Raw genomic sequence first — 17177 nt, forward strand, 5'->3', positions numbered from 1 at the left:
TGATTTTATTATAAAAGCAACCTCCCATTTTATTGGGGCTTGCAAATGAAAAATCCTCATTCAAATGAATGAGGATTTTTTTATTAGCTCGTTGTGACTTCAGCTTCTACAAATACACCTTTGCGGTCAATTTGTAAAACATCTATTTCACAGTTCGGCAGTAAAGCATACATATGTTCAGCAATCGCTTTTCCTTTTCCTTTTGGTGCTAAACATAATACACTCGGACCGGCTCCGCTTAGTGACACACCGTATGCGCCGAGAGCTTTTGCTTCTTTTCGCACAAGAGAAAGTTCTGGCACGAGTCTCATGCGATATGGTTCGTGATATAAATCTTTCTCCATAAATTCGCCTACCAGAGGCAAATCTTTATTTAACAAGGCTGCTACTAGCATGTTGCCTATTGCTCCAGCTTCTACTGCATGGCGATAATTAATATCGGAAGGCAGCACATCACGGGCATCCGTTGTTTTTAATTCATATTCTGGAATAGCCATCACAATATCGACATCAAATTCAGGTATTTGAGCAATATATGTTTCCTTTTCATGATGGTAACCAACAACGATGCCGCCGTAAATAGACGGGCTGACGTTATCGGGATGTCCTTCCATTAAGCTGCTGATGCGAAGCTTTTCTCTTTTTGATAAACGCAAGTCACACAGTACATTGGCCAGCTCGATTCCAGCTACGATAGCCGATGCACTGCTTCCAAGTCCCCTTGCTAATGGAATGTTGCTCCAAACATTGACCTTCGCACTTGGAAGATCAATGTTAAATTGACGAGCCACGTCTTGTGCCACTTCATACATTAAGTTATCTGTACCTGTAGGAATACTTTGCACTTCTTTCGTTTCAGGGATAAAAACCCATTCGTCATGACGCTCTACTGTTAATCTTAAGTAGCGGGATAAAGCCACTCCAATGGAATCAAATCCTGGCCCTAAATTAGCAGAGCTAGCTGGGACCGTAATGACAAAACGCTCATTTTCTAGCATGAAGCAACGACACCTTGGATATACTCAAATACCTTTTCTTCATCATTTGGTAAAACCACTGGCTTTACGTTATGAGCATCGATTGCTACATTTGGATCTTTTAATCCATTACCTGTTAGTACAGCTACAACCGTTGAACCTTTTGCAATTTTACCAGAAGCTACATCTTTAAACACACCAGCAATTGAAGCGCAAGAACCTGGCTCTGCAAATACGCCTTCTTTGCGTGCAATTGTACGATATGCTTCTAAGATTTGTTCATCTGTCACTTCATCAATTTTTCCGTTTGATTCTTTTGCTGCGTTTACAGCATAATCCCAGCTTGCTGGATTTCCGATTCGAATAGCCGTTGCAATTGTTTCTGGATTTTCGATAACTTGATTACGCACGATCGCCGCTGCACCCTCTGCTTCAAAACCATGCATGTGAGGAAGAGACGTTTGGTGACGCTCACTGTATTCTTTGAATCCTTTCCAGTAAGCTGTAATATTCCCTGCATTCCCCACTGGGATAGCTAAAACGTCCGGCGCTTTTCCAAGCTGTTCACAAATCTCGAAAGAAGCTGTTTTTTGCCCTTCAATACGGTATGGGTTCACAGAGTTTACAAGTGCAACCGGTGATGTTTCACTTAGCTTACGAACCATAGAAAGCGCTTGGTCAAAGTTTCCTTCAATTGCTACAATTTCTGCACCATACATAACAGCTTGAGCTAATTTCCCCATCGCAATTTTCCCATTTGGAATAACAACGATACAGCGCATGCCAGCGCGTGATGCATAAGCTGCGGCAGCTGCGGATGTGTTACCTGTAGATGCACAAATAACCGTATTGCTTCCTTCTTCTTTTGCTTTTGCTACAGCCATTACCATTCCGCGGTCTTTAAATGACCCCGTTGGATTTAACCCTTCTACTTTCACATGTAAATCAATGCCTAGCTCTTTTGATAAATGAGCAAGATGAATTAAAGGCGTATTTCCTTCATGTAGCGTAAGCATAGGTGTTTTCTCTGTTACAGGTAAAAATTCTTTATATTCAGCTAATAGACCTTTCCACATCATACTGTGCCAACTCCCTCTACGCGGTAACTGCTTTTTACATTTTCTACAATTGGTAAATCCCGAAGCTGCTGAAGGATTTCCTCATAATCTTTTTGAGACGTTTTGTGTGTAACAACAACAATCTCAGCTAATTCGCTTCCTTTCACAGGAAGTTGGATAATTTTTTCGAAGCTCACGCCACGCTCTGAAAACAGTGTTGTTAATTTTGCAAATGCGCCAACTTGATCTTTAACGTGAATACGTAAGAAATGTTTTGAAAACATTTCATCTTCTGCTTTTAACTGTTTTGGATACTGAGGTGTTACCGCACTTTTACCATTTACACCTAAACGCATGTTTTTCATAACGCCTACTAAATCGGATACGACAGCAGTGGCAGTTGGCAGGCTTCCTGCCCCCGGTCCATAAAACATCGTCTCTCCGACAGCTTCTCCGTATACATACACAGCATTGTACTCATCGCTTACTGAAGCAAGAGGATGTGTATCTGCTAAAAGAGTTGGCTGAACACTCACTTCTACATTGTCACCGTCACGATGTGCATATCCAATCAGTTTCATCGTATAACCTAGTTGTTTACTATATTGCAAGTCTTCTTCCGTTACTTCTGTAATACCTTGAACACGAACATCATCCAAATCAATTTTCATTGAAAACCCTAGTGTAGCCAAGATTGCCATTTTACGAGCAGCATCTAAACCACCTACGTCAGAAGTTGGATCCGCTTCAGCATATCCTAAATCCTGCGCTTCTTTTAACACTTCATCATAGGCGCTTCCTTCTTTTGTCATTTTCGTTAAAATGAAGTTTGTTGTTCCATTGACAATTCCCATCATCTTCGTAATACGATCAGATGCTAACCCATCTGCTAATCCGCGAAGGATTGGAATACCGCCAGCTACACTTGCTTCATAAAATAAATCACAATTATTTTCAGAAGCTACTGTTAACAATTCTGAGCCGTAAACCGCCATTAAATCTTTGTTTGCCGTTACCACATGCTTTTTATTACGAAGGGCTGTTAAGATATAGTCTCTTGTTTCTTCAACGCCACCCATTACTTCAATGACAACGTCAATCTCCGCGTTATGTAAAACGTCTTCAACATTCGTTGTTAATTTATCTTCACTGATCTCCACGTCACGTTTCTTATCAATATCTTTAACTACTACTTTTTTAACTTCTACAGGACATCCGACTTGATGACTTAATTTATCCTGATGATTTTCAATAATTTTGACTACTCCGCTTCCTACCGTTCCTAACCCTAATAATCCTACTGAAATACTTTTTGTCATATTCCTCACCTCTGTGTTCTTTCTACGTATACATTTGTTCTCTTATAGAGGACATTATAGACCTTATTTTTCTTTTTTACAAGGTTTACTGGCCATCTTTTCTCGTAAACTTGTTAAAAAAATTGGTATATAAAGATAAATGTAAATTTTTAAAATATTTCATTTTATTATCATAACATGGCTACCACTGTTTTTTAATAAAAAAAAGACAATTTCACTGAAATGAAATTGCCTTTTTCCATTATGATTTTTTCGCAAACGCTTCTTTATTTACAATTGTAATAGGAGACTCGTTTGTGAGCACTGCTTTAATGTTTTTTACGCATAAAGAAATCATTTCCGTGCGCGTTTCGATACTCGCACTGCCGATGTGAGGAAGCGCTACAACATTAGGCAATTGAAGAAGAGGGTGAGAAGCAGAAATAGGCTCTTGATCGAATACATCCAAGCCAGCTCCGGCAATTTCACCTGATTGAATTGCATGTAACAGTGCTTGCTCATCAACCACTGCTCCTCTTGAAGCATTAATAAAAATCGCTGTTGTTTTCATCTGTTTAAATGCTTCAGCATTAAATAAATGTTTGGTTTCGTCCGTTAACGGTGTCAAACAAACAATAAAATCAGATCGCTCAAGCAGCTCATTTAACTCACAGTAAACTGCATCGAGCTTTTGTTCTGCTTGGAGGTTGCGGCTCCGATTGTGATACAAGATTTCCATATCAAAACCTGTAGCACGTTTCGCAAGCGTCTCTCCAATTTTCCCCATTCCAACAATACCTAATGTTTTATGATGAACATCTCTACCCGCTAACAAAAATGGGCTCCAGCTTTTCCACTGATTTTCTTTCACGTATTCAGCAGCTTCTACTAAACGTCTAGCTACACTCATTAACAAACCAAACGTTAAATCCGCTGTTGTATCAGATAAAACATCGGGTGTATTAGAAACGATAACTCCGCGTTCAGTTGCCGCTTCTATGTCAATATTATCGAATCCGACCGCTAAGTTAGCTACAAGCTTTAAATGAGGAGCTTGCGTAAGCAATTCACTGTCAATACGGTCTGAAAGCATTGTTAATAGAGCATGTGCGTGCTTAGCTTTTTCACAAAGCAGCTCATGAGGAACTGCCTCATCTTCTTTATCCCACATTTCCACATTCGCTACTGCCTTTAAAGGTTCAATTAATTCATTCGGTATTTTTCTCGTAATAAATACAAACGGCTTGTCCATATGTACGCCACCTCTTTATCCTTTTTAAACTGCATGCACAAAAACAAAATAGAAAAACGGGTTTGGATTATCCAACACCTATTTTTCTATTTTATCATATTCTATAGTAATCGCTTTTTAATGAATCCATGTTAATTCAGGAATGTGATAACGAGACGTTGAAATGCCTACCGACTGGTAAAAGCGCTTCAGAAAAGCTTCGTAGTGAGAAGAATGAGCTAATACTCCTTCAAGCTTCTCATAATACTTTTGTTTTTCCCGCTCATCTTGTACACTGTAGTATCCTTCAATGACCTCAAAATAATGAACGGGAAAAAGAAGTCTAGCATATAACAGTCTCCATGAAAAAGAAGAAAGTGGATTTACCTTTTCGTATTCACTTAAAAACTGATGCATGTGCCTTTCATCGACAGCGTATGTTAATAAATATTGTTCCCTTATATATTCAGCTATATCTCTGCTAGGGTGATCGAAAACCCAGTCTGCCGGGAGCTTGTAAACGTGGTCTTCCCCCCATGTTTTTTGGCCGAACCGATGATGACAAATCGTCGCAGCGTCAACTGACCGGGGCAAATCGTCAATTTCCGTGTCTACTAGGTATTGAATAGCATTTTCCGTTAATCCTAGGTAATAAGGAAAAGTTTCTAAAAAACGTTTTTCCATCTCTTGATTAGGTAAAGCACGTAATCTTCCATACCAAAATTGCTCCATCTGGTCGAGACGCTTCTCCCACATGGACTTCCATTGCCCTAGCCGGTTTGCTTTTTCCACTTCATAAGGAAACAGCCTCCCTTTTTGATGAAAAACAGCTAGCTCGTGCCCAGGTGAAAAATTGGGGTTTTTCTCTTCCGCAAGACATCGGCAAATGATAAATTTTTCAGTTTCAGTTTCTGTAATCATTTCTCCATTTAAATTAGGCATAAATGTTGCCACATGGCGATCACCTTGGCCCATCAGAAATTGACTCATTTGATATAGTTCATTTAACTCGTCTTGTTCCATTTGCTTTACACTAATGATTGTATATAAAATATCTCGATACTGAAAACCTTCAAATTTACCAACGGGCATAAATTCATTTGGACGTAATCCGTAATGCTCATAAATGGTTTGTATCATTTTAATCCCTCTCTTCATTCATTCAAGAAATTATATGATGGAAAACAACATTACTTGTCATAATATTTACGGAGGAATGAATAGATTAGAAATACACCATTTATAGTTATTTACTCCGGGTTAGTAGTATGAAACAACTTTAGACTTAAAAATATATAGAAAACAGGTGATGATACTTGGAGAAAAAACATACACAAAGTGAATTAGAAAAAAAAGCAAGAGAATGGTTAATAGAACGCGGCGTGGCTCTTACAGACATTGCTGAACTGGTCTATTACTTGCAAAAAAAGTATCACCCAAACTTAACAATCGAAGACTGTCTATATAACGTTGAGCGCGTCATTTCTAAACGAGAAGTTCAAAATGCTATTTTAACGGGTATTCAACTAGATGTCCTCACGGAAAAAAAAGTGATTGAGCCGCCTCTGTTGGATATTCTTGAGAAAGATGAAGGTTTATACGGTATCGACGAAATTTTAGCATTATCGATTGTAAATGTGTACGGATCAATCGGCTTTACCAATTACGGGTATATTGATAAACAAAAGCCGGGTATTTTAGAAAGATTAAACGATAAATCTACTGGAGAGTGCCACACTTTCTTAGATGATTTAGTAGGCGCAATTGCTGCCGCTGCTTCTAGCCGGTTAGCGCATCGGGCTGCCAGTCAAGAATAGGTTTTAAAAACAAAAAAAGCTGTCAATTGACAGCTTTTTAAATTCGCTCCATCCACTCTTTTAGTGAATCTACCGTATAAGTTGGCTTTTTCTCATATCCTTCTAGTAACTCTCTTGTTGTTACCCCTGTATGGACTAATAATGTATCTAAGCCTGCATTCATCCCTGCTAAAATATCTGTATCATAGTAATCACCAATCATGATTGTTTCTTCTTTTGGCGTACCGATGACTTCAAGGGCTTGCTCCATAATAATACTTTCTGGTTTACCAATAAATACTGGATTTGTTTGAGTAGAAACCGTAATAACGGACGTGATAGATCCATTACCAGGCAGTAAGCCTCTTTCAGTAGGAATCGCAATATCTCCGTTCGTCGAAACAAAAAAGGCCCCGTTTCGAACGTTTAAACATGCTTTTGCTAATTTTTCATATGTAATTTCCTGATCCAAACCAACAACTACGAAATCCGTATCTTCCTCTTCAATAGTAAATCCTTTTTCAAGCAACGCATGTCGGATTCCTTCTCCACCAATTACATAAGCTGAAGCGTTTGCTTTGCGTTCATGCAAATAATTAGCTGTTGCCTGGCTAGTTGTAAAAACTTGCTCTTCTGTTGCAGGAATGCCAAATGCCTCTAGCTTTTCAGCTACTTTATCGGGCGTTTTTGTTGAGTTGTTTGTTACAAATAAATAAGGAATTCCTTTTTCCTTTAATTTAATAACAAAATCACGCGCCTCGGCAATTAGCTCTGTTCCTTTGTACATGGTTCCATCTAAATCAATCAAATATCCTTTATATTCCTTCATGTTGTGTGATCTCCTTTCAAGTCTCATACTTGAAATCATAGCTTATTTTTTATACAACTACAAATTGCTTGCCTTTAGTTACGAAAAGCAGACACAGGTCCTAACTCTGTCTCTAGATATGTCCTTACGCGCTCTGAAAATGCCGCCAGTACGTCTTTATGCTGCATCACTTTTTGATAAATATCCTGATGATTAACATCCACATATTCTTGAACAAGGCTTTTACGCAATTGAACAATCTCTTTTAATGGTGTTTCTTCCTCTTTTTTAACCACTTTCTCATCAACTAAAATGTCAATGATATCATCGTAACTGCCTGGGTCTCTCATAATAAAACCATCAATCATTGCATTTCCTACATCTAAAACGTTTTCAATTAAAAGATGTACAATTCTCTCTAATGCCTTTTTCTCTATTTCTGTGTTCCAGCTCGAATGCTCAGCAAACAAACGAACGTGTTCATCAAAAAAAACAAGCGTGGCTTCTATTTTTTCACGATCTACAAAGTACATATTATTTCCTCCCTAGTTGTCAGCTCTGTATAAATCTTCTTTCATAAACAAACGGGGTTCCTGTTCTATTTTATCATGACCCATTATCCATTTGATAAATTCATTTTTGTTTTTGACCTTATTTGATATGATACAAATACAACCTATGAAAGGAGTATACCTATGAGCGAACGCTTTTATCTATATGACGATGTCGTCTCTACAAAGACCCGGTTTGTCAGCTTTATGGGCGAAAATCAACGATTTGATTTAGCCATTATCCAAACCGACCGTTATTATGGCAAACAAGTTGTTCTTGATATTCAAGGAGGACGCTTTGCCATTATTGGACAAGACGACCTTGAAGAACCCCACTATCTTGAAGAAGTATTTAAACTAAACAGCGAAGATGGTCAGGAACTTCGCGAATTTTTATATGAAATCATCTAAAAAAAAAGGCAGCGTGAAGGACAATTAGTGTCTTCGGCTTGCCTTTTTTTACTTATGGACTTTTTTTAAGACAAAATACGCACAGCCAAAATTACAATATTCATGTAAATAATCTTGAAGCGTACTAATCTTCGTATCATACGTTGCCTTCTGGTTACGATCATCAAAAAAGCCTCGCAGTCGAAGCTGATTGTATCCCCAATCTCCCACAATATAGTCATAGCGGCTCAGCACGTCGATAAAGCGACCTCTAAACGCCTCTTCATTAAATGCCTCGCGCTCATCTTTTAATACTTCATAACAAATATTATTGATACAGACCATTGCTCACACCTCTTCTCTTAAAATTTACCATACCATAATTATGATGATGAAACCATCAATTAACATGAAATTTTTCACGTATAAGCAGCACTCTAATCCTGTAGGAGTTTTATCGGTATACCTACTGATCTTTTATGCTCCACATGAAGGTTCGCCGGTTTACCTGGCGTACGATATTTAACTACAGGAGGTGGAAATGGTGAAGAAATCTATTCTTGGAATCGCTTTAATAACAAGTATTTTAACCATTGGCTGTCAAAATAAAAACACAGCTGAAAATGAAAATTTATCACCAAACAACCCAGATGCCATTAATGTAAACGAGCCTAATCATTATTATAATCCAAATAATAATAGCGGCACAAATTATGGATATGTCCGATACACTAAAAACACAAATGAACAAAGTTCCAATATGAACCAAGTAGGAACATTTAACCGAGAGGAAGCAGCCGACAATATTAGTAAACTGAGCACCGCTATCCCAAATATTAAACAAGCCGCTACGCTAGTAACGGATAAAGATGTGCTTGTTGCTTATAAAACAGATGCTAAAAACAGGAATAACGCAGCCGATCAGGTAAAACGTACAGCTATGTCTGTAGTCCCTCGTTATTATCATGTATACGTCTCAGATAATCCGAAACAGATGGACCAAATCGAAAATATCAGTGAAATGAATACACAAACAAATGATGCTAGAAAACGAATCGATGCTGTTATTCAACAAATGCTAAAATCTCCCCAAGGGCGTAAAATGAACGGCGGAGAAGATGCAAATGGAAGAGAGAAAAACGAATTGAATGAACCGATGACTGACAAAGATATGGTGGAATAAACAACACAGATAAATTTTACGTTAACCGTAACAAAAAAAACGAACCACTAATCAAACAATTTGATTAATGGTTCGTTTTTCACTTCGGCTAAACTACTTTCGTCCCAGCCTCTTTTTAACTTATTTGCTTTCTTGTGCTTTATTTTTGGCAGCAGCGTTAACTTGCTCATCTGCATGGTAAGAAGAACGTACAAGAGGACCTGCTTCGACATGGCTGAATCCTTTTGATAATGCAATTTCTTTTAGCTCTTCAAACTCATTTGGATGGTAATATTTTTGAACTTTTATGTGCTTTTTAGTTGGCTGTAGATATTGGCCTAGCGTCATAATATCTACATTGTTCGCACGCAAATCATCCATCGTTTCAATAATTTCTTCTTTTGTTTCTCCTAGACCAAGCATGATACTTGATTTTGTAGGGATATCCGGCTGCATTTCTTTTGCACGGCGAAGGAACTCAAGAGAACGCTCATATTTAGCACGAGCACGAACACGAGGCGTAAGGCTGCGTACTGTTTCAATATTATGGTTTAAAATATCAGGACGTGCGTCCATTACAATACGTAAGTTCTCTTCCACACCGCCCATATCAGAAGGCAATACTTCAATTGTTGTGAATGGATTTTTACGACGAATCGCACGAATTGTTTCAGCTAATACGCTTGCTCCTCCGTCTTTTAAATCATCGCGAGCTACTACTGTGATAACCGCATGTTTTAAGTTCATTAGCTGAACAGAATCTGCTACGCGTTCTGGCTCTTCTAAATCTAATTCTGTTGGTAAACCTGTCTTAACCGCGCAAAAACGACAGGCACGTGTACATACTTCTCCTAAAATCATAAAAGTTGCCGTACGACGAACAGCCCAACACTCATGAATATTCGGACATCTTGCTTCTTCACAAACTGTATGAAGGTTTTTCTCACGCATCATTTTCTTTAAGCCTGTGTAATTTTCGTTTGTGTTTAGCTTAATCTTCAGCCACTCGGGTTTGCGGACATGCTCTTCTTTTGTTGCCATATTATCAACTCCACCAATCTAGAAAATGTCTATAACCTATATGCTTAATTTTAACTACATATTAAAAACATAACTATATGTCACTTTATCATAAAAAAGTGAGATTCGACAAGTTGTCTGCTCTTTATTTTCCTCAGTTTTCTTCTATTTTCCATCCAAATGTGTGCGTTTTCATCCTCCGTATAATTTCCATTTATCTTCTGAATAAAATTCTTTTAAAAAGTTTTGAAGCGATTTCCATTAATTAATATTTATGAAATCTTTTTTCTCGCTGCAAACTAGTGTTACACACTATTTTTAGAAAGGGGGAAACACGATGCGCAAAACGATTATCTTACTTTTTATGTTCATGTCTATATTCACAGGATGGCACCACGTAACAGCTGAATCTTCAGCAGATCAAGAAAAAATGCTTATTCAAAAGAGGTTAGAGCTGTATAACCAAATGGAAGCCGCTACTACAATTCCTTGGTATTACTTTGCTGGGATTGACCAGTATGAACGAAATATTCGACGCTCTCATAAAGATATTCCAAGAGAAAAAGGTGCGATCGCCATTTATTATCCTCCAGAAAAATGGTCAGGTTCTTTAAATCCAAATTTGGAAGATACAAACCCACTTACTATTTCTCTTCTCGGGGGAATGGGTAAAGATGGGAACGGAGACAAAAAAGCAGACCAATTTAATGATGAAGATATGCTTTTTACCATGGCAGATTATATTCGGACGTTCGGGGTGTCCGAAGACTATATTAAAATTGCGCTTTGGAACTATTATCACCGGGCTAAAGCGGTTGATATTATTTTAGGGAATGCTAAAATTTTTCGCCATTACGGTCGCATTGATTTAAAAGGTTCTTCATTTCCTGTCCCTCTCCGTGCGAACTACAGTTATCGCAGTACATGGGGAGATGCGCGCGGCTGGGGTGGAAAACGAATCCATGAAGGAACAGACATTTTTGCAGATTATGGAGTTCCAGTAAAATCCCCTTGCTATGGCATTATTGAGCTTAAAGGATGGAATAAATATGGAGGCTGGCGAATCGGTATTCGTGACCTTCATAATAACTATCACTATTTAGCTCATTTAAGCGGATTTGCAAAAAATTTAAAAGTAGGACAAATTGTAGAACCAGGAACACTTATTGGCGGAGTAGGAAGTTCAGGTTATGGACCTCCTGGAACTTCTGGGAAATTCCCTCCTCACTTGCATTACGGAATGTATAAAGATAACGGCAAAAATGAGTGGTCGTTTGACCCATATCCTCAGTTAAGAACGTGGGAAAGAAATGATCGTTTAGAACTAAAGAAAAAATAAAAAAACAGGAAGCTAATGCTTCCTGTTTTTTTATCCTGATGGTTTACTTTCTTTTGCTTTTTTCACAGCATGAGCAATACTCGCGGCCAAGCCGCCCCATATGATGACCATCCCTACAACCATCATTGTAATTGAACTTCCATCCATTATTTAGAAACCCCCTTCTCTTTAACTGACAAACGAGTCGCCCCATCTTTCCATCGTGCAAAAGAAAAAGCAATTCCTAAAATAACAGCCAGAGCTGCCACGCCCCAACCAAAAGGACCTACAAAAGTCGTTGCATACTGCTCGTAATTTTCTGAAATATTTTTTCGGAAGTTATCAAACATCATATACCCAAGTACAAGCGGTGTAACTACTCCTAAACATATCTTCCACCATGAACCGATTCGAATATCAGAAACTTCGTTTGCATGCTGCTGAAGGCTGCTCAGCTTTTTAAATACCCAAGCAACTAATACAACTTCTACTAAGCCTGCTAAAGCAACTCCGAAGTTATTAATGAAATAATCGACCACATCTAAGAAATAAAGTCCGCCCTGTGTTGCAAATAATAGGGAGCAAATTGAAGCGATTCCTCCGCCTATTAATACGGATTTTGTACGTGAGATAGTAAATTTATCTTGAATGCCTGCTACAAATGTTTCAATAATTGAAATAAGCGACGTTAACCCTGCTAATGTTAAGGAAGCAAAGAATAACATGCCAAACAGCTGTTTAAAGGCTGGAAATTCATTAATAATTTGCGGGAAAACAACAAAGGCTAGTCCTACGCCTCCCTGAACCACCTTATCGATTGGGATACCTTGCTGAGTAGCCATAAAACCAAGTGCGCTAAACACACCGATTCCTGCTAGTAATTCAAAAGCGGAATTACCGAATCCAGTAATAAACGCATTATTAGTTAAATCAGATTTTTTTGGAAGGTAACTGGAATAAGTGATCATAATAGCAAAACCAACAGATAAACTAAAGAAAATTTGACCATATGCTGCAATCCAAACCTTTCCATCTCCAATTGCGCTCCAGTTTGGTTTAAAAAAAGCGTGCAGACCTTCCATCGCTCCGTCCAATGTTACTGCTCGAATGACAATGATTAAAAATAGAACAATTAGTGTTGGTAAAAAGATTTTATTTGCCGCTTCAATTCCTTTTTTGATTCCTTTTAATAACACACCTAACGTCACAATCCATACAAGTACAAGCGGAATTAAAACATGTAATACGATGCTTCCTGTTTGTCCTGGTGCTTCGGCTAACTTTAAGTAATCTCCATATAAAAACGCTTCCGTATCCTTTCCCCAGCTTAACTTAAATGAAAAGATAAAATACGACATCGCCCATGCGATAATAACGGAATAGTAAACTGAAATAAAAAAGGAAATAGCTACTTGCCACCAGCCTAGCCACTCAGCCTTTGGACTTAGTCTCGCTAATGATAAAGGAGAAGAACCTTTATATTTATGACCTATAGCAAACTCCATGATTAAAATAGGAATCCCTGCCGTCAACAAAGCAAATAAATAGGGAAGAAAAAATGCTCCTCCTCCGTTTTCATATGCAGTAGCTGGAAACCTCCATATATTCCCTAGTCCAATTGCTGAACCTGCTGCTGCTAAAATAAACCCTGCTCTTGATCCCCACTGCGGCCTATTTTCCACCGTAATTCCCCCTCTTGTTCTCTCCCTACTCTCTTTTTATCGCAGATCAACGAGAATTTTTATAATTTTTAGATTATTCTTCCTATAACTTCCTATCTCAAATTATAGAAGGGAGAAGATAGTATGTCAAAATATTTTTTATAGAAAATTCAGACAAATTAACCAATGAATAAAAGCAGGTATGAAAGTCTTTTTGAACTTCCGTACCTGCTTTTTCAATAATACTTTATCACGTTAATATAATATTGTTAATTTTTCTTCGGAAGTTCAATCGCCGGAGAAGACGAGTTTCCACCGTTAAAATAGTCAGGAACATTTCCAGGAATAACGGTGCCTCCGACTGGGATTGTAGCCGTAACGGTTGTTTTTTTAGTTGCAAATGGGATAATGATTTGCATGTTTACTTTCACTTTGATAGATACTTCAAGAAACGCATTATTTATTCCATACTCCTCGATTTTTCGCACTACGTCTGTTTGAACGTCACCAATAGCATGAAATTTAACCGGAATCAGCGGACCCAGATTTCCAAGCAGCGCATTATTAGTCGCTTGCCCAAGCGGAACTTGGTAGACAATTCCTTGATTCCGCAACTTTTCATTTTTTTCAATACGAATATCTGTTGGAAGTTCAAGTGCATCTAAATTCCCTTTCTCTGCTTCTTTTAAGTTAGCCTGGACAAATGACGTAGTTTGAGCTCTAACTCGGTTCACAAGCGCTGTGTCAATTTTGGCTACTTGACCGTTAGGTGTAGATTCCACTTTAATGACATCTACGTCGAGCTGATCGAGTACCTGTTTATTCACCGCTTTATTAATAACTAAAGTTGCAATCTCTTTTGTTTGTGCTTCAGCATATTTCATCAACGTTGGTTCAATCCCTCTATTAATTAGCCATAATCCTACCCCTGTGGAAAGCATAAAAAAAAGAAAGGTGAGCAACAGAACGTAACGAAAAGGAAGCGGGCCTTTTCTTGTTAATTTCCGACGAAGTTTAACCAAAAAAAATCCCTCCTTACAAGCTATATGTATGCATGTATAAGGAGGTTCACGCTTCTTTTAAAAAGTTTTATCTTAAATTCTCGACTATATTAAAGCATTTTCAATAAAGCATCTTTGCCAATTGTGCCTTTAAAAATCCCTCTTTTTTCAGCTTCAAGCGTTACAGATTCAAGCGGCGCTTCAAGAAGCTGCTCAATTGTACGTACACCTACAGCTCTTCCAGCTATTATTTGACGATCAGCTAATTTATCATTTAATAGACCTACGTCTAGTGCTCCGCACATAATGTAGCCTTTATCTGATGAAATGGTTAACAAAGTTGTTTTTGGCAGCAATACGGTAACTGCATTAAACGTATGACCTTCAATTACGATAGGCGCTAAGGTAATCATAGTAGCTCACTCCTTTCTTAATCAATTTATGATTTTGAAAGAAAAAAGTGAGGTTTTACATATACTTTTCTACCTATTTAACGTTTAGAGTAATCCTTATACATTTTATAGACCTCGGTGCTAAAATTCGTTAAAAAAATCTAGTTGCTTAGGAGCTAAATTCTCATATTCAATATTTAATAAGCTCATGAGCTGTTTGGCATTATGTACAGCATCTCCGCCGGAGTTATTATTAAATAACAGGTAAATGTCCTTCGTTTGTTTTTGCAGCTTTTCAAGACGTTCTTTCCACTCTAGAAGCTCTTTTTCATTGTAGCGATACAAAAACCTTACCGCTCGCCAATTGCCTTCTGCGGGCTTATTCCAACCGTGTACGTTTCGTCCATGAAAACGTATAAGTGTTTTCTGTTTATCTGTAGCATGAATCACAATGGGAATAGATCCTTCTCCTGCCTGCGGTTCATCACAAATACCATGAATCCACTTCTCTTGTTCCATAAACGTTAACGTTTTATCATAGAAAAATGGTTTAAACCAAGATTGATTTCGAAACTCCAGTGCTACTGGCAAATCTCCAAACTTCTCACGGCTATACCTCAAATAGGCTACGTTTTCTTTTGTACAGTCAAACCAAGGCGGCATTTGAAATAAAATCATACCAAGCTTATTTGAACTTACGTACGGCTTCACTGATTCTAAAAATGCATGAAACATTTCTTCTTTGCTATCAAACGGATTTCCTTCTCTCATATGCCCCGTCATGCCTTGATAGGCTTTTACCACAAAACGAAAAGATTCCGGCGTATCATTCATCCACTTTTCTACATTTGACTTAGGTTGAATGGCGTAAAAAGATGAATCGACTTCAACAATTGGAAAATGGCCTGCGTATACGGCAAGCTTGTCTCTTGATGAAACACCCGCTTCATATAATGAATCATGATCTCCCCAGCCTGTAACTCCAATATAAATCATGCCATTCCTCCTCTATTTTCTTAGATTGCTTTTCTTTATTTTAATACAAACGATACAAAAAAACTCGTTTGCTTAAACAGCAAACGAGTTTTTATCTATTATTAACCGATTGAACCTTCCATTTCAAATTTGATTAGACGGTTCATCTCTACTGCATATTCCATTGGAAGCTCTTTTGTAAATGGTTCAATAAAGCCCATTACAATCATTTCTGTCGCTTCTTCTTCAGAAATACCGCGGCTCATTAGATAGAATAATTGTTCTTCAGATACTTTTGATACTTTCGCTTCGTGTTCAAGTGAGATGTTGTCATTTAAAATCTCATTGTACGGAATTGTATCAGAAGTTGATTGGTTATCCATAATTAGCGTATCACACTCAATGTTCGCACGTGCACCTTCTGCTTTACGGCCAAAGTGTACGATACCGCGGTATGTTACTTTACCGCCTTGTTTTGAAATTGATTTTGATACGATCGTTGAAGATGTGTTTGGTGCTAAGTGAATCATTTTTGCACCAGCATCTTGGTGCTGTCCTTTACCAGCAAGGGCAATAGATAATGTCATACCGCGTGCGCCTTCGCCTTTTAAGATAACAGCTGGATATTTCATTGTTAACTTAGAACCGATGTTTCCATCAATCCATTCCATTGTTGCGTTTGCTTCACAAACTGCACGTTTTGTTACAAGGTTGTATACGTTGTTCGCCCAGTTTTGAATTGTTGTATAGCGGCAATACGCGTCTTTTTTGATGATGATTTCTACAACGGCACTGTGAAGAGAGTTTGTTGTATAAACAGGTGCTGTACAGCCCTCTACATAGTGGACGTGTGAGCCTTCATCAGCAATAATTAACGTACGCTCAAACTGTCCCATATTTTCAGAGTTAATACGGAAATAAGCTTGTAATGGTGTATCTACTTTTACGCCTTTTGGTACGTAAATGAATGATCCACCAGACCAAACCGCTGAGTTAAGAGCAGAGAATTTGTTATCCGTTGGCGGGATAACTTTTCCAAAATGCTCGCGGAAAATATCTTCGTTTTCTTTTAGCGCCGTATCTGTATCTTTAAATACGATACCTTGCGCTTCAAGATCTTCTTTCATATTGTGATAAACAACTTCAGATTCGTACTGAGCTGATACACCCGCAAGATATTTTTGCTCTGCTTCAGGAATACCAAGTTTATCAAACGTTTGTTTAATTTCTTCAGGAACTTCATCCCAAGAGCGTTCAGACTTCTCAGATGGTTTTACGTAGTACGTAATTTCATCAAAGTCTAAGCTTGCCATGTCTCCGCCCCACTGTGGCATTGGCATGTTGTAGAAGTGCTCTAGAGATTTCAAACGGAAGTCAAGCATCCATTGTGGTTCCTCTTTCATACGAGAAATTTCTTCTACGATTTCTTTTGTTAAACCGCGTTTAGAGCGGAAAATTGATACGTCTTTATCGGAAAATCCATATTTATAATCGCCGATTTCTGGCATTTTTTTAGCCATCTTTTATTACCCCCTACTT

The 17177-nt window shown here is 38.1% G+C and carries 19 protein-coding genes; 4 read left to right on the top strand and 15 right to left on the bottom strand.

The genetic code is table 11. The features are described 5' to 3' along the window. Positions 1-83 precede the first annotated feature (83 nt). From thrB to yutH, 5 genes are all read right to left on the bottom strand, one after another. The gene (gene thrB / locus NST66_RS24140; protein ID WP_033580452.1) at positions 84-998 is read right to left on the bottom strand and encodes a homoserine kinase; all 915 of its coding nucleotides are present in this window, start codon (positions 996-998) and stop codon (positions 84-86) included. Further along, positions 992-2053 carry a threonine synthase gene (gene thrC / locus NST66_RS24145; protein WP_025752680.1) on the bottom strand — a complete coding sequence of 354 codons (1062 nt, stop codon included), beginning with the start codon at positions 2051-2053 and terminating at the stop codon, positions 992-994. The genes thrB and thrC overlap by 7 nt, the downstream gene beginning before the upstream one ends. Further along, positions 2053-3354 carry a homoserine dehydrogenase gene (locus NST66_RS24150; RefSeq protein WP_013059628.1) on the bottom strand — a complete coding sequence of 434 codons (1302 nt, stop codon included), beginning with the start codon at positions 3352-3354 and terminating at the stop codon, positions 2053-2055. The genes thrC and NST66_RS24150 overlap by 1 nt, the downstream gene beginning before the upstream one ends. Positions 3355-3595: 241 nt before the next feature. Next, on the bottom strand, positions 3596-4585 hold the full coding sequence (locus tag NST66_RS24155) for a 2-hydroxyacid dehydrogenase (RefSeq protein ID WP_033580451.1): 990 nt from the start codon (positions 4583-4585) through the stop codon (positions 3596-3598). A gap of 117 nt (positions 4586-4702) precedes the next feature. Further along, a complete protein-coding gene (yutH, locus tag NST66_RS24160; RefSeq protein ID WP_340843716.1) occupies positions 4703-5704 on the bottom strand; it encodes a spore coat putative kinase YutH in 1002 nt (333 codons plus the stop codon). Between the two features lie 176 nt (positions 5705-5880). On the opposite strand from yutH, the gene NST66_RS24165 reads away from it, so the two are divergent. Beyond that, on the top strand, positions 5881-6381 hold the full coding sequence (locus NST66_RS24165) for a phosphatidylglycerophosphatase A family protein (protein WP_013059631.1): 501 nt from the start codon (positions 5881-5883) through the stop codon (positions 6379-6381). A gap of 37 nt (positions 6382-6418) precedes the next feature. Here NST66_RS24165 and NST66_RS24170 read toward each other — a convergent pair whose 3' ends face one another. Then, entirely contained in the window at positions 6419-7189 is a 771-nt protein-coding gene (locus tag NST66_RS24170) for a TIGR01457 family HAD-type hydrolase (RefSeq protein ID WP_013059632.1), read from the bottom strand. Positions 7190-7263: 74 nt separating this feature from the next. After that, complete coding sequence (locus tag NST66_RS24175) at positions 7264-7701, bottom strand: DUF86 domain-containing protein (RefSeq protein ID WP_013085332.1); 438 nt, start codon at positions 7699-7701, stop codon at positions 7264-7266. A 162-nt stretch (positions 7702-7863) separates the two neighbouring features. Between NST66_RS24175 and NST66_RS24180 the strand changes: the two genes are divergently transcribed. Next, a complete protein-coding gene (locus tag NST66_RS24180; protein WP_033580450.1) occupies positions 7864-8130 on the top strand; it encodes a DUF3055 domain-containing protein in 267 nt (88 codons plus the stop codon). A 48-nt stretch (positions 8131-8178) separates the two neighbouring features. Here the strand turns inward: NST66_RS24180 and NST66_RS24185 are convergent, their stop codons facing one another. After that, on the bottom strand, positions 8179-8454 hold the full coding sequence (locus NST66_RS24185) for a YutD family protein (protein WP_013059635.1): 276 nt from the start codon (positions 8452-8454) through the stop codon (positions 8179-8181). 196 nt (positions 8455-8650) lie between these two features. On the opposite strand from NST66_RS24185, the gene NST66_RS24190 reads away from it, so the two are divergent. After that, complete coding sequence (locus NST66_RS24190; RefSeq protein ID WP_033580449.1) at positions 8651-9292, top strand: YhcN/YlaJ family sporulation lipoprotein; 642 nt, start codon at positions 8651-8653, stop codon at positions 9290-9292. A 120-nt stretch (positions 9293-9412) separates the two neighbouring features. Here the strand turns inward: NST66_RS24190 and lipA are convergent, their stop codons facing one another. Next, positions 9413-10312, bottom strand: coding sequence for a lipoyl synthase (gene lipA, locus NST66_RS24195; RefSeq protein ID WP_013059637.1), 900 nt, complete (start codon positions 10310-10312; stop codon positions 9413-9415). Positions 10313-10628: 316 nt separating this feature from the next. On the opposite strand from lipA, the gene NST66_RS24200 reads away from it, so the two are divergent. Then, positions 10629-11630 carry a M23 family metallopeptidase gene (locus tag NST66_RS24200; protein WP_028412626.1) on the top strand — a complete coding sequence of 334 codons (1002 nt, stop codon included), beginning with the start codon at positions 10629-10631 and terminating at the stop codon, positions 11628-11630. A gap of 30 nt (positions 11631-11660) precedes the next feature. Here the strand turns inward: NST66_RS24200 and NST66_RS24205 are convergent, their stop codons facing one another. The 6 genes from NST66_RS24205 to sufB form a co-directional block, all read right to left on the bottom strand. Continuing rightward, entirely contained in the window at positions 11661-11777 is a 117-nt protein-coding gene (locus tag NST66_RS24205) for a methionine/alanine import family NSS transporter small subunit (protein ID WP_141483520.1), read from the bottom strand. Then, a complete protein-coding gene (locus NST66_RS24210) occupies positions 11777-13291 on the bottom strand; it encodes a sodium-dependent transporter (RefSeq protein WP_028412627.1) in 1515 nt (504 codons plus the stop codon). The genes NST66_RS24205 and NST66_RS24210 overlap by 1 nt, the downstream gene beginning before the upstream one ends. Before the next feature lie 248 nt (positions 13292-13539). Then, positions 13540-14292: a sporulation protein YunB gene (gene yunB / locus NST66_RS24215; protein WP_034264201.1), complete on the bottom strand. Its 753-nt coding sequence runs from the start codon at positions 14290-14292 to the stop codon at positions 13540-13542. Between the two features lie 89 nt (positions 14293-14381). Continuing rightward, on the bottom strand, positions 14382-14684 hold the full coding sequence (locus tag NST66_RS24220; RefSeq protein WP_013059641.1) for a YunC family protein: 303 nt from the start codon (positions 14682-14684) through the stop codon (positions 14382-14384). Positions 14685-14804: 120 nt separating this feature from the next. Then, entirely contained in the window at positions 14805-15659 is an 855-nt protein-coding gene (locus tag NST66_RS24225) for a DUF72 domain-containing protein (RefSeq protein ID WP_033580447.1), read from the bottom strand. A gap of 101 nt (positions 15660-15760) precedes the next feature. Next, positions 15761-17158 carry a Fe-S cluster assembly protein SufB gene (sufB, locus tag NST66_RS24230; protein WP_013059643.1) on the bottom strand — a complete coding sequence of 466 codons (1398 nt, stop codon included), beginning with the start codon at positions 17156-17158 and terminating at the stop codon, positions 15761-15763. Between the last annotated feature and the right edge of the window lie 19 nt (positions 17159-17177).

Origin of the sequence: Priestia sp. FSL W8-0524, from assembly GCF_038005965.1 — a bacterium.
Lineage (GTDB): Bacteria > Bacillota > Bacilli > Bacillales > Bacillaceae_H > Priestia > Priestia zanthoxyli.